The sequence below is a fragment of the Chitinophaga tropicalis genome (genome assembly GCF_009758205.1).
Classification (GTDB): Bacteria; Bacteroidota; Bacteroidia; order Chitinophagales; family Chitinophagaceae; genus Chitinophaga; species Chitinophaga tropicalis.
Genome location: NZ_WRXN01000003.1, coordinates 482,557 through 503,996, shown reverse-complemented (window position 1 = coordinate 503,996; position 21,440 = coordinate 482,557). Strand labels below are relative to the sequence as shown.

14 protein-coding genes are annotated in these 21,440 nt (G+C 47.2%); 5 read left to right on the top strand and 9 right to left on the bottom strand.

Annotated features, from left to right (window positions below):
• Positions 1-5: 5 nt before the first annotated feature.
• From GO493_RS10020 to GO493_RS10000, 5 genes are read left to right on the top strand one after another with little or no spacing between them, the layout of a single operon-like run.
• Complete coding sequence (locus tag GO493_RS10020; protein ID WP_157306012.1) at positions 6-1,436, top strand: RagB/SusD family nutrient uptake outer membrane protein; 1,431 nt, start codon at positions 6-8, stop codon at positions 1,434-1,436.
• Positions 1,437-1,458: 22 nt separating this feature from the next.
• Positions 1,459-2,202: a DUF4843 domain-containing protein gene (locus tag GO493_RS10015; protein ID WP_157306011.1), complete on the top strand. Its 744-nt coding sequence runs from the start codon at positions 1,459-1,461 to the stop codon at positions 2,200-2,202.
• Positions 2,203-2,221: 19 nt separating this feature from the next.
• Complete coding sequence (locus GO493_RS10010; protein ID WP_157306010.1) at positions 2,222-3,757, top strand: PKD-like family lipoprotein; 1,536 nt, start codon at positions 2,222-2,224, stop codon at positions 3,755-3,757.
• Between the two features lie 26 nt (positions 3,758-3,783).
• Positions 3,784-5,757 carry a TlpA family protein disulfide reductase gene (locus tag GO493_RS10005; protein WP_157306009.1) on the top strand — a complete coding sequence of 658 codons (1,974 nt, stop codon included), beginning with the start codon at positions 3,784-3,786 and terminating at the stop codon, positions 5,755-5,757.
• Position 5,758: 1 nt separating this feature from the next.
• The gene (locus tag GO493_RS10000; RefSeq protein WP_157306008.1) at positions 5,759-6,841 is read left to right on the top strand and encodes an alpha/beta hydrolase family protein; all 1,083 of its coding nucleotides are present in this window, start codon (positions 5,759-5,761) and stop codon (positions 6,839-6,841) included.
• A 288-nt stretch (positions 6,842-7,129) separates the two neighbouring features.
• Here GO493_RS10000 and GO493_RS09995 read toward each other — a convergent pair whose 3' ends face one another.
• The 9 genes from GO493_RS09995 to GO493_RS09955 all read right to left on the bottom strand — a co-directional run bounded on the left by GO493_RS09995 (position 7,130) and on the right by GO493_RS09955 (position 21,433).
• Complete coding sequence (locus tag GO493_RS09995; protein WP_157306007.1) at positions 7,130-8,251, bottom strand: glycoside hydrolase family 76 protein; 1,122 nt, start codon at positions 8,249-8,251, stop codon at positions 7,130-7,132.
• A gap of 28 nt (positions 8,252-8,279) precedes the next feature.
• Entirely contained in the window at positions 8,280-10,076 is a 1,797-nt protein-coding gene (locus GO493_RS09990; protein ID WP_157306006.1) for a RagB/SusD family nutrient uptake outer membrane protein, read from the bottom strand.
• Between the two features lie 12 nt (positions 10,077-10,088).
• Positions 10,089-13,466, bottom strand: a complete 3,378-nt coding sequence (locus GO493_RS09985) for a SusC/RagA family TonB-linked outer membrane protein (protein WP_157306005.1) — start codon at positions 13,464-13,466, stop codon at positions 10,089-10,091.
• Between the two features lie 83 nt (positions 13,467-13,549).
• The gene (locus tag GO493_RS31050; protein ID WP_157306004.1) at positions 13,550-14,467 is read right to left on the bottom strand and encodes a FecR family protein; all 918 of its coding nucleotides are present in this window, start codon (positions 14,465-14,467) and stop codon (positions 13,550-13,552) included.
• 66 nt (positions 14,468-14,533) lie between these two features.
• Positions 14,534-15,133, bottom strand: a complete 600-nt coding sequence (locus GO493_RS09975; protein WP_157306003.1) for a sigma-70 family RNA polymerase sigma factor — start codon at positions 15,131-15,133, stop codon at positions 14,534-14,536.
• Between the two features lie 78 nt (positions 15,134-15,211).
• On the bottom strand, positions 15,212-16,210 hold the full coding sequence (locus GO493_RS09970) for an MBL fold metallo-hydrolase (RefSeq protein ID WP_157306002.1): 999 nt from the start codon (positions 16,208-16,210) through the stop codon (positions 15,212-15,214).
• Positions 16,211-16,215: 5 nt separating this feature from the next.
• On the bottom strand, positions 16,216-17,334 hold the full coding sequence (locus GO493_RS09965) for a lactonase family protein (RefSeq protein ID WP_232538799.1): 1,119 nt from the start codon (positions 17,332-17,334) through the stop codon (positions 16,216-16,218).
• 37 nt (positions 17,335-17,371) lie between these two features.
• Positions 17,372-19,750, bottom strand: coding sequence for an ABC transporter permease (locus GO493_RS09960; protein ID WP_157306000.1), 2,379 nt, complete (start codon positions 19,748-19,750; stop codon positions 17,372-17,374).
• Positions 19,751-19,870: 120 nt separating this feature from the next.
• Positions 19,871-21,433, bottom strand: a complete 1,563-nt coding sequence (locus GO493_RS09955; protein ID WP_157305999.1) for a M1 family metallopeptidase — start codon at positions 21,431-21,433, stop codon at positions 19,871-19,873.
• Positions 21,434-21,440: the final 7 nt, after the last annotated feature.

The following is a 21,440-nucleotide window of genomic DNA, read 5'->3' as shown; positions in this document are numbered from 1 at the left end:
CAATTATGAAACTGAGAAATATCTTCCTGCTGACAGTAATGGTAACGATGGGCAGCTCCTGCAGCAAGTTCCTCGATGTAAAGCCTAAAACACAGATAGATGCAGATGTGGCGTTTGATGATGAACAGGGCTTTATGGACGCGCTGACAGGCGTTTACCTGAAAATGAACGTGAATGCCCTGTACGGTCAGGAATTGAACTTTGGTCTCACCGACGTACTGGGTAAACAGCATACACGCTTTAACAGTACCTTCCATGAGTACTACCAGGCATCTTTATATAACTATACCAACGCTGCTGTCCGTACTAAAATAGATGGTATCTACAAAGGCATGTACAATGCCATCGCCAATGATAACAACCTGATAGCACACCTGAATACTGTAGATCAAAGGATCTTCAGAGACGTGAACTATAGCATTATCAGGGGCGAAGCATATGGCCTCAGGGCATTCCTGCACTTCGACCTGCTGCGTCTCTTCGGCCCTGCCCCGGCTTCCACCGGTGGGAATGCAGCTACTGCCATTCCCTACATGGACCAGCTGACCGTAAATGCACTGCCACGCCTCAAAGTACAGGACGTGATCACACGTATCCTTGCTGACTGCACCACAGCAGAAGAAGCACTGAAAGCGGTAGACCCGATCATACCGGGCAGCACCACTCCTGCTACTACAACCGGCTACCTGAGAGACCGTTACTACAAGTTCAATTACTATGCAGTAAAAGCACTGGAAGCCAGGGTATACCTGTATGCAGGAGATAAAGCCAAAGCACTGGCAGCAGCCGAGGAAGTGATCAATGCGGCGAACACTGTATTTCCATGGACAAGCCAGTCAGCCATAACCGGCGGCAACCACGTATTTACAACAGAGCTGATATTTGCTATGTACAAATCAGATATGCTGCCCTTTACAGACGCATACTTCATTCCTGCCAGCACCAACCTGCTCACCAAAACCAATGACGATGAGTTCCTGAGCATTTATGAAACCACGGCCGATGTTCGCTATACACTCATCACAGAGCTGGATAATACATCTTCCAACATCCGCTACTCTACCAAATACGCACAGCCTGCCGGTACTCTCGCTGTCTACCTGAACAGAATGCCTGTCATCCGTATCTCCGAGATGTATTATATCGCCGCAGAAGCGCTGAAAGAAACAGACCAGGTAAGGGCAACAGAATACCTCAACATAGTCAGAAGGGCCAGGAACGTAACTAACGACCTTTCAGCCACTTTAACTGCAGACCAGTTCCAGAACGAGATCTTTAAAGAATACCAGAAAGAGTTTTTCTGTGAAGGACAATTGTTCTATTACTACAAACGTCTGAACCTGCCTTCCATAGCCTATGCCAACGTAACCGCAGACAACACTATCTACGTACTGCCTCTCCCTGACAATGAGGTAGAATACGGAAACGGTAACTAAGGTTCAATCTAAAAAGACTATTATGAAACACATTATAATATTTGCGTTACTGGGACTTCTCTTCACATCCTGTGAAAAAGATATCAGCGAATATAAGAACGATCCAAGGGTATACTTCTTTGAACGGGCTACTGACCTTACACAGTCCCGCATTACATTCAGATCATTCTCTTTCCTGCTGCTGCCTCTTGAGGTAACCAAAGACACCTTCCTGATCAAAGTAAAGATCATGGGCGAAACAGCACCGTATGACAGGATAGTGCGCGGCCAGCGGATAGACAGCGGCAGCACAGCAAAAGCGGGCCAACACTATGAGTTCATAGACGGTATTATTCCTGCAGATTCCATTACAGGCTACCTGCCCGTAGTACTGTACAGAACAGAAGATATCAAAGATTCTTCCGTTACCCTCAACCTGTCCATCGCAGAAACAAAAGACTTCAAAGTAGGAGTAACTACAGATAATTTCTTTACCCTTTCCTGGAGCGATAACGTTGTAAAGCCCGGCAACTGGGATGGCTTTATCAGCCTTTCTGCCTACTTCGGTACTTATAGTACAGTGAAATGGAGATTCATTATTTCAGTAACAGGTGTAGATAACTTCCCGTTACAGCAAAGTGGCAGGGTACCGCCCAAAGATGGCGAATACACCTTTGCAGCCATGAACGATATCAAAGCAATGGTAAAGGATGCACTGGCAACATACAACAGTACACATGATCCTGACCTGACAGATGAATTCGGACAACTGGTAACCTTTCCATGATCACAAACAATGAACTAACATGCAATCTCCTTTCAGATATATATTAACCGCCCTGGCAGCGCTGACCTTAGGCAGCTCCTGCAAAAAAGACCTGGGCAACTACGATTATAAAACAGTAGGTATGCCCGTGATCGACACTTCCGGCATAGGCAACCCATATTATATTGAACGGTATTCCAACCTGCAGATAGATCCTGCCATCCGTTATGACGGAGGCGATACTAAAGCGCTGAAATATCAATGGCTGCTATATCCATATGTAGTAGGCTCTGTCAGCACTCCCATAGAAGTAAAAACGATCTCTACTCAAAAAACACTGGATATCCCTGTAATTGAAAAAGTAGGCGAATACAGGGTAGAGATGATTGCCACAGATACTACCAACCAGCTCAAGGTAAATATGGTCTTCACCGTAGTGGTCTCTGTAGGTATAGAATATGGCGTACTGGTGCTGCATTCTCAGGCCGATTCTGCTGACGTCGATTTCATTACTACCGCTAATGCTGTACCCGTAGCAGGCATCACTCCCAAATGGCTGAAGAATATTTACTCCTCTTCCACCGGTAGCAGGATGTCCGGCACACCACGGTTCATCGGACAGGAAAGACGTTCCAACACCATACAGAACTGGCTCATGATAGGCAGTAGTGAACACATAGCACGTATGAACGGGACCGATTTCTCATTGATACGTGAAGACAGATCAATGTTCCGCCGCGCTGATGCCGTGATGGATCCGCAGACCTTCATGCTCATGGGCAGCGGCTATTCAGCATTGATCAACAACAAAAAGCTTCATGTCTACACAACTACATATGAAGTAGATGCCCTGTTCAGCGCACCTGTTCCAGGCGATTATGAACTGGCGCCCTACCTGGCCTACGGCACCTCTTCTTCCTTTGTAGCTGCTGTATATGATCAGAAGTATGGCAAGTTTATCCGCCCGGCATCAATAACCGGCTCCATGATCGACTTCCAGGCTCCTGCGGCCGGCACCACACCGGCATTCGATCTCCGCAACATAGGCAAGGACATGCTGTACATGGACCGTGGCTTCACCAGCTACACACATGCCTTCTTCAAAGACAGGACAGGCAGCGGCCACTGGCTGTACATCGCCAACTTCAACACCTTTACAGACGACGGAAGACTGGCCATCAGCGCAAAAGACATGAGTACACTGCCTGAAATAGCTTCAGCGAAATTCTTCCAGTCCAGCGAACTGGGATATATGGACCTCTATGCTACTGACAGGACCATCTATGCGTACGACTACCAGGGCACAAACACCGCTTCTGTAGCATTTAACGGTTTCCCCGCCGGAGAAACCATCACCTGCATGAAGATCTATAAACCCAGACCCAACTTCAACCTCTCTGCTGTAGACGGTACTATTCTGTACGTTGGCACCTGGAACGGCACACAGGGTAAAGTCTATGAGCTTAGCCTGAACGGCATCAGCGGAGCGATAGGCGCAACACCACTAAATGTGTTTGAAGGATTAGGCAGGATCACTGACATAAGCGCTAAAGCAAGAGGCGCCGGAACATACTAAACGGAAACGACGAACAAAACAATTTTATGATGAAACTACTTAAAGTCACAACACTGCTGTTGCTGACTACAAGCTTTGCTTTTGCCCAGAAAGCTTTTCAGGTGCAACCACTACGCCCGGTGGCAGGAGAAACACTGACCGTAGCCTACAATCCCGACAGCACTATACTGAAAGGACTGGCGCCGGTAACCGGTATCATTTACCTCTATAGGAACTTCGACTGGGAAGCACATGACCTGAACATGAAAATGACAGATACCGGATGGACAGCCAGTTACCTGCTGCCTGAAGGCACGATGCTCATATCATGTACATTCAGCGCTGCCGGCCAGACAGACAGAGGCGGCAAAATGACCTATGCCTGGATGCTGACAGCCAAAGATGGCAGGCAACCCGCCGGCGCCTTTGCCGGATGGGCCTTTTTAAGAGCATCTACCATTCATAGCACTGTTCCCGATGTAGCAGACAGCTCAGCCTTTATCTCAGACGATATAGCGCTCTTCTGGATAAACAATGAGCTGAGAGATCACCCTGAAAGCCGCCGCAGGATCTTTTACAATGCAGTTGCTCTCCGCAAACATACAGGTAGTGAAAATGCAGACACCATTGTCAACAGGCAGATTGCCTTCATGATGTCCCTCCCCGATGCAACGGAAGAAGAACTGATGGATGTAGCTAAAGCCTATAGGCACCTGCTGAAAGACTGGAAACAGGCAGACTCTGTAGAAAATATCATAGTACAGCGCTTCCCCAACGGCATCACTTCAAGAGATAAATGGATCTACAAAATGTTCCGTGCAGGACAGGCAGCAGACACCATGTGGAAAGAATTTGTAGTTCGTTTCCCGCTGAAAAAGTTCAGCAACGTGGAAACCGAGACAACAAACATGTATTATGAGAAAGTATACAGGGCCAGGGTATACAGCCACGTCATGAAGAAAAACTACAATATTCTCAATGAAATGCTGGAAGATGCCCCCCTCATCAGCCTGACAGAATTTGAAAGACAACTGGTGGTAAATCAGCTGGGACATAACGCCGTTACTCCTGAGTTCATCCTTCCTTATTCAAAGAAGATCATGGACCAGATAGAAAAGCTGTCACGCCAGAAAACAGGTCCGGAAAGTAAATTCCTCTCTTCCTCCCAATGGGAAGGGTATGTATTGCAAGTGGCAAAAGATGCTTATTTAGGCCATGCTGCACTGCTGAATACCGTAGGGCAGTATAAAGAAGCACTTGTATTTGCAGAGAAAGTGAAAAACATTCACGGCATCAAAAACACCGAATTTAACGGCCTTTACACTGAATTACTTGAAAAGAACGGTCGTCATACAGAAGCTATACAGCTGATAGAAAATGGTGTGAGAGAGAATAAAGTAACTCCTGAGATGATCGCCATGTTAAAAAAAGAGTATATCGCCAAACATAAGAACGACAAAGGCTTTGAGGCTTATTTCGAAAGCATGAAAAGCCGCGAGGTCCTGGCTGCACAGCAGGAACACCTGAGAAGCCAGTTAATAAAACTGCCGGCGCCGGCCTTTAAACTGGAACAGATGAAAGGAGGCTTTGCAGATCTTTCCAGAATGAAAGGTAAAATAGTAGTACTGGACTTCTGGGCCACCTGGTGCGGACCATGTAAAGCAGCATTACCAGGTATGCAGATGGCGGTAGATAAATATAAAACTGATGATAAAGTAGCATTCTGCTTCATTGCCACACAGGAAACCAAACCTGATTACCGCAACGAGATAAAAGCTTTCATTAAAGAAAAGCAGTATAATATCAATGTGCTGTACGATGGCAAAAATCCGCAGACCAGATACCTGGACGATACCTATAGCAAATACGCGAGACTACTGCATATTTCCGGTATCCCCCAGAAACTTATCATAGACCAGAATGGATACATCAGATGGCAGTCTACCGGCTACATGGGCAGCCCCAGCGCATTGGTAGACGAGATCTCTTATGTGATTGAATTACTGAAGAAAGAAAACTGATATGAAGAAATTGATTGCAGCTGTCCTGACTATCCCTATGCTGTTGCCTGGCCTCTTATTTGGCCAGGCAGCGGCCTACCGGAGCGATTCCGTTCATTTCAGCAATGCTGATAAAAGCATCCGCTTCGGAGCTACCCTGACCATCCCCGCAAACAAAAAACGCTTCCCTGCCATTGTACTTGTATCGGGTACAGGAAAACAGGACAGGGACGGTAACATGGCCGGACATCCCATGTTCAAAGTACTGGCAGATTCCCTGACCCGCAGCGGAATTGCCGTATTAAGAATAGATGACAGAGGTACAGGAGAAACAAACGGAACATACGAAACAGCTACTACTAAAGACTTTGCTGACGATGCACTTGCCGCGGTAGCCTTTCTCAAAACAATTCCCGGTATCAGTAAGGTTGGACTGGCCGGACATAGTGAAGGCGGGGCCGCAGCTATAATCGCCGCCGCCTCCTCAAAAGATGTAGCATTCGTGATCACACTCGCAGGACTGGCAGTACGTGGCATTGATGCACTGAAACTACAGAACTATGCTATCACCCGTTCTGCTAAGATCAGTGAATATGACAGGAAAAGGCATGATACCATCAATACACGGATGTTTGATACCGCATATAGATATGCCTTCACACCCGAACTGGAAAGCAGGCTACGCAACACTTACGCAGAATGGAAGAAAGCAGATGACAGCGCCTATAAAAAAGATTTCCCCGACGGCTACGATCACATGCGGTTCTTTATCGAATCTTATGTCAGAAATGCCACAGGCGCCTGGTACCAGTATCATATCACGTTTGACCCTGTACCCTTCCTGCAGAAGGTCCGGGTACCCTTCCTGGCCTTGAATGGCGATAAAGATATTATGGTGACGTACAAAGAGAACCTGGATATGATAGCAAATACACTGAAGCAGGCTGGGAACAAACAGGTAACTACACAGGTATTACCGGGAATTAACCACCTGTTTCAGCACTGTGTCACATGTACCAGGGAAGAGAGCGCTACGCTGAAAGAAGATTTCTCTCCGGAAGCCATAGCCGTAATACGTAAGTGGCTAAAAGAAGTAATACTATAAAGATTGTCTTTTTTGTTAAGATTGATGAATGACAGGCACGGCTACTATTAGCTGTGCCTTCTTTTTAAAAAAACAGGGCCGGTTCAAAGAATTGAGCCGGCCATTATTCATTTTAGCATTCCATCCAGTCTACATCAGGCTTATGGATAACTTAAGGTAATTTCAATGACTCAAAGGTAGCAGAGCCAGTAAGTGTAGGAAATGACAGGCATCACTCCACAAAATGATATACATCAGAACGCCCGGCATACATATGCCGGGCGCTACAGAAAACAGCTATTGATTTAATCACTTTTCAGGCGGACATACCTGCATCAGCTCCACCGCACTACTAGCCTCGTACGATTGCACTATACCTGTAGGACAGGGTATCTTATAATTCCTGTGCATAATGCCCCTTGCAGGATCTCTGTTCCCCCATGCAGTATTGACGTTTTTCCTGATCCAGGGAAGATATTGCTGCTGGTTGGCATCCTTTATCAACGTCATGATATAATGCCCGAAAATCGCCTTTAACACACCTTGCTCATTCCAGTCACCCTCAGCAGGCAGGATACCATCGGCATCGCACATGCTTTGTTTGGTATAATCTGCCGCCTGTCTGGCATCATCCAGGTAAGCCTGCTCACCTGTCTCCTTATAGAGCATAACAGCAGCTCCTATAAACGTCCCCTGGTTATAGGTATAATCTGAGAACCCTTTATTGCCCTTAATGTTATTATCCGCCACGCGGCCCTTCGTATTATCATATAGGTTAGTCCGTCCCCAGCTGTAAAGGTCCTTTGCTTTATTGAGATAAGCAGTATCTTTTGTAATGTTGTACAACGTCATTGCCGCAATGATAGTTGGGAAGTGAATGCAGGAGTTCTTACCTGTATGCTTGAAATCCCACCACATACCACCATTAACAGGGTCGTAAGACTCCTTATACACATACTGAAACCCTTCCATGGCCCTGCTGAGATATTCCGTATTGCCGGTTATCTGGTGTGCGCGGGCCAGAGAAATGATCCACCACATCATGTCGTCATAAATGAACCAGACCACCTTATTGCTCCAGTTATACTTATCATAACGGTTATACCCGCCCTGGTAGAGATCATCTATCATAGCCCGGTGCGCCGCATTGCCAGTGCGCTTATAAGTGTCCATGATCAGGTCCCAGTATACGGCCTGTGTCCAGATAGCCCCGATATCCTTCTTTTCTGTATTGGAATAGTAAAGTTTATCGGCCTTACTATAAAAGTATTCGTTAAACGTATTAAAGGCCGTAGTAGCGTCTTTATCTGTGAAAGACACTCCGGGTAGCACAGGTGGCTCTTCTGGCGTTACCTCCCTGTCTTTGCTTTTGCCGCACGCTGTACCCAGCAGGAGTATGGCAATCGTGAATATGCTACGTAATCTTATCATAATACAGGTATTTCTTGTTATCGATCATTTACCATCCGGGGTTCTGCACCAGTTCTCTGTCATTATTTACATCGTTGGATGGCAGCGGGAAGAAGTAATGACGTTTGTTGAATACCCGCGTTTCTACAGTTACCACTTTCAGGAAATCAGGCAGGTTAGCGCCAATGTTCAGTCCATAAACAGGTCCGCTCTCTGTCTGTTCTGCAATCTTCCACCGGCGCACATCAAAGAACCGGTTATTCTCAAAAGCCAGTTCCACACGGCGTTCCTTACGGATGGCTTCCCGCATTTCATCCTGGCTGGCAGGAGCCGGCAGGTTCTCAGAGCCATACAATGGAATACCTGCTCTTTCGCGGATGAGGTTCAGGTATCTCAACGCATCCGGGTTAGATGGGTCAGCTTCATTTATACATTCAGCATAGCTGAGATATACTTCCGCCAGGCGCAGCAGGACAAGAGTTCTTCCATCAGTATCCCAGCGCCCCAGTCCCATCGCTTTGCGAACAATATAGCCGGTAGTGGAATAATCTCCCCCACCCGTTTGCTTACCGGAATTCCCGGTATTATACAGGCGGGTAATAATATCTCCGAAAGAAGTATTCAGCCACCTGCTGCCATCAAAGGTAATATTTACATAAAAACGCGGCTCACGGTTTACCCACTGATTATAGATATTCCTGGGCTGATTATCATACGGTGTCTGGAAATCTGAATAACCCGTATTTACATAGCCTGACAGCGGATCATTAATGCTTCTGCCATTAGCCATAAAGAACGCATCAACCATATTCTGGGTAGCTCCCAGCCCACCGCTGCCTCTCACATCCCTGGAGCTGGCCCCGTTATGATAAGGGCACAATTCATACTGACGGGGCCCAAGTGAGTTACCCGTACGGGCCAGTATCACTTCCCTGTTCCAGTCTGCCAGAAGCACATCCCTGCAGGATAAATAAGGATCAAAATTACCGCTGGCATTATTCTTCTTAAACAGATCGTAAGTACCGGGAACAAACTCTGCCAGGAAAGCCCTGTACGCTTCAGCCGCCCTCTGCCATTTACCGGCATCATAGGTCTGGCTGATAAGATGTTTACCATCTTTATTGGCAAGCGTTGCCAGCTCTGTATTACCGTTGTACAACGGACTGGCGGCATACATCAACGCATTGGCCCTGAAAGCCATGGCAATACCTTTGGTAATATGACCATTCTCCTGGTCATTGCGTGGTAGTACAGGCAGGTCTTTAGCGGCAGTTTCCAGCTCTGAGACCACATAATCCACACATTCATCGAATGAACTGCGGGGCAGCTGGAGATTGGCATCCACAGCAGGTGTAGTTTCTCCCAGCAGTACCACGGGACCGTATATACGCATCAGGTAGAAATAATACATGGCCCTCAGCGCACGCGCCTCCGCCTTATACTGTGTGATAAGCTGTTCTGAAAGATCTGTGATCTTACCGGCATTCTCCATAAATACACTGGCAGCACGTATACCACGATAGTAATTTCTCCAATAATCCCCCACTACGCCAGAGTTGGCATCCCAGTTACCAATGTTAACGTCATTGGATCTTACAAAGCTCCAAACATAATCCGCTTCATCACAACCACCGGTCCAGAGACCGGCACAGTTATCACCACCGGGATTACGCTGACCAAATTCATCAGGTACACGACGGTAAACATCTGCCAGGAATTTCTGGGCAGTGCCCCAGGTACGGAAAGTCTCTTCTATGGTAAGCCTGTCATCCGGCACCTGGTCCAGGTATTTGGAGCAGGCAGAAAAGCTGATAAGGGCCAGTAATGTATATAGTAATTTCTTCATGATCATTTTCTGTTAAAATTTCAGGTTCATACCCAGTGAAACGGTCCTGATATTAGGATATGCGGAACCATTGTTGGTAGCCAGTTCCGGGTCCCATAACTTGAATTTACTGAACGTGAACAGGTTGATACCCTGCAGATAGATAGCCGCATTACGTATACCGGCCCTATTCAAAAAAGTGGACGGCAGGTTGTATGAAAGCTGTGCTGATTTAAGGCGCAGGAAACTCATGTCTTTGATCCACCAGGAACTTTGCTGGGTATTGTTCTTATTCTCCGCTTCACCATATGCCAGGCGGGGATAGAATACATCCTGGGAGGGGTTCTCTTCCGTCCATCTGTCTGTGGCAATACTATAGGCATTGGTCAATCCGCCGCCGCCATTGAAAGGAATAATGGCAGATCCGCCCAGGTGACGGTCAAAGTCTGACGCACCCTGGAAAAGCACTCCGATATTAAAGCCTTTATAACCCAGGTTGAGCCCAAAACCATAAACAGTAGAAGGAATATCTCCACGGCCTATCCTCGTAATGTCATTACTGTTAATAAGCCCATCATTGTTAAGGTCGCGGTATTTAATATCTCCGGGTTTTACCTGCGATCTGTCGCCCGGTACCGCACTTTTACTGATCTCATCATCACTCGCAAATAAACCATCTGCTACATAACCATATATAGCTCTTACATTATTACCACGGTGCTCCATCCACGGATAGTTCTGCGGCGGACGGTCGTCTTCTATCAGCCTGTCTTTCGTATACGTGATGTTACCACGCACAGCCACATCTACGCTACCTATACGGGTACTGTATTCCAGCGTAGCGTCAAATCCTTTGTTATCTACTATACCCAGGTTGGCATACTGCTGGTTCTGCAATCCCATGAAGTCCACGTTGGAAGCTCTTTGCAGGAAGATGCCTGTACGATGCTCTTTAAAGAGGTCCAGGATAACGGAAAGCTTATCATTCAGTGTCCTGAACTCTATACCCAGGTCCTGCTTGTTGGATTTGGACCAGCGTACGTCTGTTGCATACCTGCTGATGTTGATACCCTGCAGGTCCGTAAAACCTGCCCCGAACTTGTAGGCATGATCATAGGTACTGAGGTTGGTAATATAAAGGAACCTTTCATTGGCGCTGCCAAGACCTGTGTTACCATTAGAGTAACGGAGCTTCAGGAAGTTGATGGCATTTTTCAGCGGAGCAAAGAAAGGTTCCTCAGACACGATCCAGCCTATACCTGCTGCGGGGAAGAAGCCGAAGCGATGCCCGGGTGCAAACAGTTCAGATCCGTTATAACCGAAGTTCAACTCAACGAAATAACGGTCTGTATAAGAGTAAGTCGCCCTTCCTGCATACCCAAGTGATCTTTCAGGGATAGAGCTGATAAAGTCGCCGGCCAGCGCATTGGTCTTGTCACTTGAATAGAACAGGGCCAGTCCGCCCACACGGTGTTTACCAAAACTCCTGTCATAATTGAGAGAAGCCTCAGTATAGAACTTGCGGGATATCTCCCTCTGATTGGCATTGTTGTCAAACCCGAGGTAATCATTTCCGGTGAAGGTCTTTACCAGGTTGAGCGTACCGTCATCATTATAGGGCTTACTCTGGTCAGGAAAATACGTGTCTTCCCTTTTGGAGCGGGTTATATAGTTCTGCGTATAGGTGTCGAATGCAAACATCACAGATGCTTTCAACCCTTTTGTGAGCGCATCCAGGTCCTGGGTACCACGTAGATTGGAATATAGCTGATTTCTGAATTCATTACGGTATCCCCTCCGGGTAAGATCTGCATAAGGGTTCCTGAACCCTCCGTTAGATGACTGCCCGGGCACAAATCCGCCGGGATACATGATCGGGTATGCAACCGGCGCAGCATCCATTGCGCTCTGGAAAATATCTCCCGTCTTGATGCCGGGATAGTTGCCGTTAGAGAAATATCCCTGCAAACCCACATCCAGCTTAGTCGTTTTGGTAACGCGCAGATTCAGGTTACTGGTGAAGTTATAACGATTGTATTTCAGGGAAGAATTATACTTTGCAAGATCATCGGTTTTAAGAAAACCCGTTTCGTTGAAATAGCCCAGTGATACATAATACTGTGCATTCTCCACACCTCCGCTGGCATTGAGATTAGCGCTGCGCGTATGACCGTATTTGTTGAACACCGCATCCATCCAGTCTACATTCGGGTACAACAGCGGATCAGTTCCATTCTTTGTGTTCTCTATATATTCCTGTGTATATTTAGGGTTCTGGTTACGGGTAGTAAGCGCCTCGTTAACCAGGTTCATATACGTAACGCCGTCCAGTAGTTCTGGCCTGCGCACAAAAGTATTCACGCCTTCATTATAATCGAAATAGACCTGCGGCTTACCCACCTTTCCTGATTTCGTCTTCAGTAATATCACCCCGTTGGCGCCACGCACACCATATACAGCAGTACCTGCAGCATCTTTCAGTACTGTGAAAGATTCTATGTCCTCAGGAGAGATATTGTTGATAGAACGCTCCACTCCATCTACCAGTATCAGCGGAGAAGCGCTGTTACCATCCCCGAAAGTGGATATACCGCGTATCCAGATATCGGCCGCGCCCTTACCTGGCTCGCCGGAACGCTGCACACCAACTATGCCGGCAATACGTCCGGCCAGCATAGTAGTAATATCTGCGGCAGGTTGTTTGAACTCGGCAGGTTTAATAGCCGTCTGTGCACCCACAAGGCTCACTTTACGCTGAGTACCGAAACCTACTACCGCCACCTCTCCGAGCGATTTGCTGGCGGGCCTCATGCGGATGTTCAGGCTGCTTTGCGTGCCCACAGGCATCTCTATAGTTTCATAACCAATAAAGCTGAATGCCAGCACCGCCTGTTGCGATTGCACAATAAGCTTAAAATGCCCTGCATCGTCTGTTACGGTCATAGTGCTCATGCCCCGCACAGCAACGCTTACACCCGGCATAGGATTGCCCGCCTCATCCAGTACTATGCCCGATACAACCATGTCTTCACGGACAGTGGTGAGAGCTGTCTGTTGACTTCCATTCGTCTGCCGGCTTATCACAACAACATTGTTAACTTCCGCAAAGCTCAGCTGCTTATATTGCAGAAGCTTCTGCAACACAACATCTAATCTTTCATTAGAGAAAGAACAGTTCTGCACAGGAAATGAACGAAGTAACTGTTTGTCATAGGCAAAAATAACTTTGGTGGACTGATGCAACGCCTGGATAGCCTCTTCCAGGGAGCCGCTTTTTAGATTGATAGTAACGGAGATCTCTTTCAGTATCTGCCCCTTTCCTGCATAGGCGGGCAGGATAAGAGATGCCCCCAACAGGAGGAACAGGATGACTGTTAATCTCCGTCTGAAAGTTCTGGTCAATTTTTTCATACGTAGTTCAGGCGTTAAGAATTTACACCTCAGCAGTACAGTTGCGGTGCTAGTTGATTTTAAAGGTTTGGTTTGTCAGTTTTCTATTTATAGAGCAGCACGTGGCGGCCGTTCGTTCTTATTTTCAAATGGTGGATGGCGGCAAGTATCTCCGCAGCATTGACAGGGTCCATAGTAACAGGCAATTCCGTGGTGTATCTTGTCTCCCTGACATCAGGTTGATCAGCCGTAATGGCGACGCCGAAATTCTTCTGCATCAGTATCACCATTTCACCAAAAGAGGCATCATTCAGTACAAGGTTACCATTCTGCCACTCCAACAGGCTTTCATCCAGCGGATTGACCTTCCCCTTCCCGGTTTTCCTGTCATATACCAGCTCCTGTCCCTTTGTAAGAATGCTGGTATTTACACTGACCTTCCCCGACACAACGCCAACATGAAGACGCTGTACATCTTTATAGGCGATGATATTAAAAGAAGTACCCAGCACCGTAGTAGTAAGCGGACCGCTTTCCACGATAAAGGGCTTGTCCGGACCTTGCTTCACATCGAAAAATACTTCCCCATCATCTATGCTCAGCCTTCTTTCATGACTGAGATCCTTATAGATACGCACTGTTGAACCAGCGTTCATTACCAGCCTGGTGCCATCTTCCATATTGACCGTTTTTCTCTGACCGGTGGCTGTTGTAATTACAGTGAAGGCCGGTGCGGCCGATCGCTGTACAAGGAACCAGGCAAGCCCTGCAGCAGCCAGTAATACGGCGGCAGCAGCGCCTGTCAGTACCGGCCGGAGGAAGAATGTCCTCCGTTCCCGCAACTGCAGACTGATCCTGCCCCAGATCTCCTGCCGGATCATTTCCTCCTCATCCCGGCTAAGCTCAGGTACAGACATGCCGTCAAAAGAACTGTACCAATGGTCTACAGTTCCCGATTCCTTCTCTCCTGCATGACCTAACAGGTATTGCCGGAAAATGCGCTTCAGTTTTTTAGTTTCCACCAGGCATGGTTTTACTACCTTATCCTGGAAAAAAGGATTTGGTACTAGTCAATAGAAAAAAAAATTTCAGCCTTTGCTGATGTGGCAGAAAAGATAGGCAAGCAGGAGCGCCCATTCGCCTGTAGCGTTGGATCGCAATGAGTTACGCAAGCGGCGCAGCGCTTCCGTCAACTGGTTCTTTACGGTTTGTTCGGAGACATTTAACTTCCTGGCAATATCTGCAATAGAGAGATCGTCCTCCCTGCTCATTCTGAAAACCCGTTGCATGCGGGCAGGTAACTGGCTCACGGCTGACTCTATCCGGGCATTGAGTTCCTTGGTTTCCAGCATATTGATGTGCTCCTCGCTGTCCAGTACTTCAAATAGGGCGGCATTCTTAACTTCTGCCGCACTGAAGGCATAATGGCTGATCACCCTGTACTTTATAGCAGTGAACAGGTAACGTACAAACTCCCCCTCTTTAAATGACGGTAGCTCCTGCCTTCTGCGCCAGAGGCTCATCATAACCTCCTGTACCAGGTCTTTGGCATCATCCTTATCTACCCGCTGACAGGCCTTCAGATAAAGGGATTTCCAATAACGGTTGTACAGCATTTCGAAAGCAACAGTATCATCTCTTTTTAAAGATGCCAGTAAGTCCTCGTCGCTGATCTGCTTTTCGAACATTTTAAGATGCGTGTGGCCGTAAAATAAAAGCGAATTAGTTAAGAAAGCAAACAAACAATAAATAAAGTTTGTCCTGCACTACCCGTTGAATAATAATTCCTCCCCTATCTTCAGGATTTTCAATTCCGGGTTTATCTTATGCGCTGCCTCCAGCTGCGCTAATATTCTCAGGGGCTCTCCCATCGGCTCATCTGCAAGATCGAAAGTACCATAGTGCATGGGGATAAACACCCGGGCATTCAGGTCATTAGCAGCCTTTACAGCATGCTGTGGAGAAGAGTGACTCTGTGCCATAAAGAATTCCGGCTTATAGGCCCCAACACCTATCATACAGTAGTCTATCTGCGGAAAAATACGGGCTACATCTTTAAAATGACCACCATAACCGGAATCCCCTCCAAAATAAATAGTCTTACCCGCTCCCTGTATCACAAAGGCGCCCCAGAGTTCTTCATTGAAATCTGTCAGTCCCCGTTTTGCCCAATGCCTGGAAGGGAGATAAAAAACCTTGATGGCAGATGCAGTACCATATTGCTGATACCACCCCGCTACCTGTATCTTGCTGCTGCCCGTAAATTTACGGATCAGCTTATCCATTTTCAACCCTGTAAGATAAGTTGCCTGAGGGTTACCGGCGGCCAGGAGCCTGAGGCTTTTTTCATCACAATGGTCACGATGATTATGAGAGACAAGGATATAGTCCAGCCCCTGAAATTTTGCAGGGTCTACCGGCAAAGGTGTATGTCGTTTGATCACCGCGATGTTAAAAAAGACCGGGTCAATAAGCAATGTCTGCCCCGCCAGGCGTATAAAAAAGGAGGCATGCCCCAGCCATACAATACAATCCTCACCCGAAAAAAGAAAATGGTCCTCCGGTATGATCTCCGGAGTCCAGCGCTCATTTTTCTTCTCCTCCCCCTGCGGATTTTCCTGCAGCCTCCATTTCAGGAAGTCAAGAAAAGAATTGTTATGTACCAGCTCATGGTTCACAAAACGCCCGCGACTATCTACCGGCGTACCTTTCCATTCAAATGGCAGGTCCATATCTTTCAGGCCCGGATTGGAGGTATATTGCATATCCTTCAAAGATAAGTCCTGATCAGCAAACAGGAAGGAGCAGTGACTTTTATTTCTGTACCGGTTTTAGTTAACAGTCCTGTTCTGGCATCCCTCCTGAAAACAACAATATTATTTCCTATCTGGTTGGCCACCAGCAGGAACTTCCCGCTGGGATCTATTGTAAAATTACGGGGATGTTCCCCACCGGTATCCTGGAATCCCTCCGGCTTTAATCTCCCCGTCTTACCGTTAACAGAAAAGATGGCAATATTATTTTCCTCCCCCCTGTTGGAGACATACAGGAAACGGCCATCCGGAGAGAAATGTATATCTGCACTGCTATAAAAAGACAGAGGCTTGCCATCATGTGCCATAATACGCTGAATGCTGTCCAGCTGCCCGTTATGATAACGATAAACAGACACAGCGCCTGCCAGCTCCTCTACATTGTACACAAATTTCCCGTTAGGATGGAAAGCCATATGCCGGGGACCGCTACCGGGAACAGTACTAACGAAACCAGTTATTTTCAACGGTTCGCCATGCTCTGTATCGAAAGCATAAGCCCGTATTTTATCAGCGCCAAGGTCTGGCGAAAAGATATAATCCTGCTGCGGAGAAAAGTTCACAGAATGAATATGCGCACTCTTCTGCTGCACCCTGATGCTGCTGTCTTTAAAAGGTATCACCTGGACTGCAGGCGCTATACTGCCATCGTCAGAAAGATGGTAAACTGAAATACTGCCACCGGTATAATTCCCATTGATCAGCCACTTGCCGCTCCTGTGCACCGTTACATAAACAGGGTTCTCTCCACCGCTATCCTGCTTACTGATAAACCTGACATTTCCTGTTTTGCTGTCAAACGCAAAACTGCTCACACTGCCCATACCGGGAGTACGGGTTTCCGTACAGGCATAAATGTATTTTCCGTCAGGGGAAAGCGTCAGGAACGATGGGTTGAAAACATGATAGGCGCTTACCTTCGAAAGGCTCCCTGTCTCTGTGTCAAACCGGTAAACATAAAGCCCTTCTTTGTCCTTATCGCCATTATAAGAGCCAATAAAAAGATAGGTGCTCTGGGCAAGTGAACAATAGCTGCTCAGCAGAGCAAGGGTCAGCAGGAAGTAGTATTTCTTCAACAACGTAGTAATGGATTGAGGAATAAATATACGGCAATCATTCCGTTTTCAGGTTCTTCACCGGGTTGGTCATCGCAGCTTTGATTGCCTGAAAGCTGATAGTGGCAATTGTGATCAGTACAATAGCTGCAATAGCCAGCAGGAATACACCCGCATCTACAGCAATACGATAGGCAAAATTATCCAGCCACTGCTGCATCAGCCACCACGCCAGCGGCAACGCAATACAAGCAGCAATGAGCACCAGCTGCAGAAAATCCTTTGACAACATAAACACCACATTGGCTGCAGTAGCACCAAGTATCTTACGGATGCTGATCTCCTTACGGCGGCGCTCGGCAGTAAAAGCACTCAGTCCGAACAGTCCCAGGCAGGAGATCAGTATAGCCAGTATGGTAAACCATTCAGACAAGGAAGCCACCAGGTTCTCGGCAGCATACTGCACCTGGTAGTCTCTATCAAGGAAGCTGTAATCAAGCGCGTAACCAGGGTTAAACCGCCTGTAGAAGTCTGCTATCCTGCTGATCGTTGCACTCTCTCCCTCTCTCTCCAGCCTGATCATGACCATCATTGTTTCCGGTGGAGAAAGCCTGAAAATAAACGGCTTTATTTCCTCATGCAGGGAGTTAAAATGGAAATTCTTCGTCACTCCCAGCACATGATAACGGGCAGGCCCTACCTGCACCTCTTTACCTACCGGCGCTGTAAAACCCATTGCTTTTACAGCCGCTTCATTCAGCAAAATACCCATACTGTCTGTTCCATAAGCACGGGAAAAAGAACGGCCCGCTGCCATATGGATATTCAGCGTTTCTATCAGGTCATAATTGACAGGCATCTGGTAAAAACGGATAAGGTCATCTGCATTCTTCCCTTCCCATCTTACACCTCCATAAGGCAGGAAAGCCGGCAGAATAATGTTCTGCTGTATGCTGGAAGCATTAACAACACCCGGAATATTCTTTAGTCCGGTTATAAAGGCTGCACTGCTTGAAGCTACTTTGCCCTGCATCTCAAAATAGATAACATGATCTTTTGTATACCCCGGCTGCCGGGTCTGTACATACCTGACCTGTCTATTAACCACAATTACTGATATAATAAAGATCACCGATACCGTGAACTGGAACACTACCAGCCCCTTTCTTGCCCATAGCACACCACCCATGCCATTGCTGTCCCCTTTGAATAGCATTATCGGGTTAAAACGGGAAAGGTATAACGCCGGGTAACTACCGGCAATAATACCGGTAAAGATGGTGATAGCCAGCAGCGGCAATATAAGTTGCATATTGAATGTCAGCTCAAGCTGCTTGTTCGTGAGATCATTAAATGCCGGCAACAGCAGCTGTATCAGCAATAACGCAATACCCAGGGATAAACCGCTCATCAGCATGGATTCCCCAAGAAACTGCATGATCAGTGTACGGCGGCCTGCACCCAATGTCTTCTTTACCCCCACTTCTTTTATCCTGCCCGTTACCCGGGCAGTGCTCAGGTTCATAAAATTGATACAGGCTATCAGCAGGATAAAGATGGCAATGATAGAGAACAGCTCTATATATTCAATCCTGCCGCCATCCTGCACACCATTCTCATACCTGCCATAGAGATAGTTTTCTCCGTACGGACGGGCAAACAATACCAGGTTATCGATCTTCAGTGCATTATGCAGGTAAACCGAGAGCTTGCGGTTAAACCTGTCCAGGTCCGTTCCTCTCTTCAGCACAAGATAATTGTTGAAAGGCCCGCCGCCGGTGGTGAGCTGTCCTGCCGCAGGCACAATATCATTCCAGGCGTCCAATGAAAGCAGGAAATCGAACTGCTCTGTAGACCCCGCAGGTACATTCTCAAATACCCCGGTCACAATGCATTGCCGGGTAAAGGCATTCCATTTCCACTCCAGCGTTTTACCTACAGCCAGTTCCGTACTGTTAAACAGGCGCCTTGCCAGGGCTTCAGAAATAACGATGCCATGTTTATCAGAAAGCACGCTTTCTTTAGCGCCCTGTATCAATTTATAAGAGAAAACAGTAAAGAAGTCCCTGCTGGCAAAATTACCCTTCGCTCCTACAGTATTATTGCCATAGGTAACGCTGAACTGCCGGAACCAGGTAGACGGAGTTGTAGTGGCAGCATACTCCACTTCAGGCATTTCCCTGAGCAGGGACTGCCCCAGCATGATATCTGTGCCATTGGAAGTATTAAGTACATCGCCATTACGCTCGTTGATCATTACACGAAGAAGGCGGTTGCTATATTGATGGAACCTGTCTGTCTGCCATTCATCATGTATCCAGAGATAGATCAGGATAGTACAGGTCAGGCCGGCGGAGAGACCCAGTAGGTTAAGTGCTGTAAACAGGCGGTCTTTTACCAGATGCCGCCACGCAATCTTTATGTTGTTCGCAAGCATATACAGATGGATGTAATAATCGATCCACCAATAAAATACCAGATCATAATACCATTATTAATCAACTACTTACATTTTATAAGATGTCCGGTTTCGGCACAACGCACGTCCGGTTACAGATCATTGTATCAACCGTATCTCTGCCAGTATATTCACATCGGGATCTGCATTCAGTATAGCCCCGTTATGCAGGCCAAATGTGGCTGTTTTACCTTTCACATCTATCCCGTATACCTTCTTGTTATCCCTGGTATTATACTCCAGTAAAAAATCAAACAGTGGCTCCTGCTGCTGTTCAACCGTTACCTGCTGATCCTCCTTGCCTGTCATAGGCTCAACCCTGATATCAAGTACAGGTATCCCTGCCGTTTGCAGCCATTGCTTAAAAAATCCTTTCAGGTCCTGCCCGCTTACCTGTTCCATCACTTCCCTGAAATTATCGGTGTTGGCATTCTTACCGTTATATGTCGCAAAATACTGCCGGATGCCTTTCCAGAAGATAACGTCAGATAAACGGCGTCTCAGCATATGCAACACCCACGAGCCCTTCTGATAGCTGTTTACATTCAGCAGCTGCATATAATGGTCATTAACGGTAGTATCAACAACAGGCGTATTCCTCTTCTTCCCAAAAGCGATGATCTCCTGCCGGTCCGCTGCCATCCCCTTCTTCAGCGTATCGCTGCCGTACCTGCTCTCCAGGTAAACCCAGGCCATATAGGTAGCAAATCCTTCACTCAGCCAGAGATGCTGCCAGTCTGTTTCTGTAACAGCATCTCCAAACCACTGATGAGCTATTTCATGAGCCATCAGCTCTTCTATTGTCCTTGAACCGACTGACCTCTCCGCATAGAATATAGCCCCGGCATTCTCCATTCCTCCAAAGATGGTTTTAGACTGAATGTTTGCCAGTTTCTCATATGGGTACGGCCCTATCTTCTTTATAAAAAAACGGAGTATATCTGCAGCTTTGGCAAAATCACGGAAGCCCCTGTCCTTGTTCTCCGGGAAAACATAAGTATACACCGGTATCCCTGATACGTCTGCAGGATGATCTATCGCAAAATCGGCTACCCCTATTGCTATTACCTTCGAAGGCAACGGAACTTTCTCCCGATAGCGCGTCCTTTTCAATCGCCCCGGCAGGGACGTTTCCTCCGTTTTAAGACCGTTGGCAACCACCTGGTAATGGTCCGGGGCGATAATGGCAAAACTCACAGCAGCCTTATCCCCGGGGTGATCTATACAGGGAAACCAGTTATGAGCCCTGTTGGGCCAGTTATCAGTAAAGAAAGTACGATTGCCGAACCTGTTGGTAGAAATGATAAGACCATCCGGGGGGATGCCTGCATATGAAATAATATAGGTCCTTACAGCTCCCTCACGGGCATTTACTGAGAGATTGATTCCTGCACTGTCCTGTGTAAATGGAACGGCTACCCCATTCTGTTGTACAGCTGTAACGATCATCCCTGTATCATTGACTGAAGGCCCGGTAAGATCCAGGCGGAAAGAAGCCACATCTTTCAGATAACGTACCGTTATCCCGGTAGTACCGGCAATCCTGTTGGTAGTATCGTTCAGGGTCAGGGAAAGATCATATTGTTGCACATCTGCATCCTGTGCTTTGACAGTTGTGCCTGCCACCAGGATGAACAGAAGCTGGAGTTGATACCATTTCATAAGCAAA

Bases quoted from the DNA above. Each gene is read 5' to 3' on its own strand.
- GO493_RS10010 (WP_157306010.1), top strand. From the start codon at position 2,222: ATGCAATCTCCTTTCAGATATATATTAACCGCCCTGGCAGCGCTGACC.
- GO493_RS09970 (WP_157306002.1), bottom strand. From the start codon at position 16,210: ATGCAATATACCTCCAATCCGGGCCTGAAAGATATGGACCTGCCATTT.
- GO493_RS09955 (WP_157305999.1), bottom strand. From the start codon at position 21,433: ATGAAATGGTATCAACTCCAGCTTCTGTTCATCCTGGTGGCAGGCACA.
- GO493_RS09990 (WP_157306006.1), bottom strand. From the start codon at position 10,076: ATGAAGAAATTACTATATACATTACTGGCCCTTATCAGCTTTTCTGCC.
- GO493_RS09960 (WP_157306000.1), bottom strand. From the start codon at position 19,750: ATGCTTGCGAACAACATAAAGATTGCGTGGCGGCATCTGGTAAAAGAC.
- GO493_RS10000 (WP_157306008.1), top strand. From the start codon at position 5,759: ATGAAGAAATTGATTGCAGCTGTCCTGACTATCCCTATGCTGTTGCCT.
- GO493_RS09975 (WP_157306003.1), bottom strand. From the start codon at position 15,133: ATGTTCGAAAAGCAGATCAGCGACGAGGACTTACTGGCATCTTTAAAA.
- GO493_RS10020 (WP_157306012.1), top strand. From the start codon at position 6: ATGAAACTGAGAAATATCTTCCTGCTGACAGTAATGGTAACGATGGGC.
- GO493_RS10015 (WP_157306011.1), top strand. From the start codon at position 1,459: ATGAAACACATTATAATATTTGCGTTACTGGGACTTCTCTTCACATCC.
- GO493_RS10005 (WP_157306009.1), top strand. From the start codon at position 3,784: ATGATGAAACTACTTAAAGTCACAACACTGCTGTTGCTGACTACAAGC.
- GO493_RS09995 (WP_157306007.1), bottom strand. From the start codon at position 8,251: ATGATAAGATTACGTAGCATATTCACGATTGCCATACTCCTGCTGGGT.
- GO493_RS09985 (WP_157306005.1), bottom strand. From the start codon at position 13,466: ATGAAAAAATTGACCAGAACTTTCAGACGGAGATTAACAGTCATCCTG.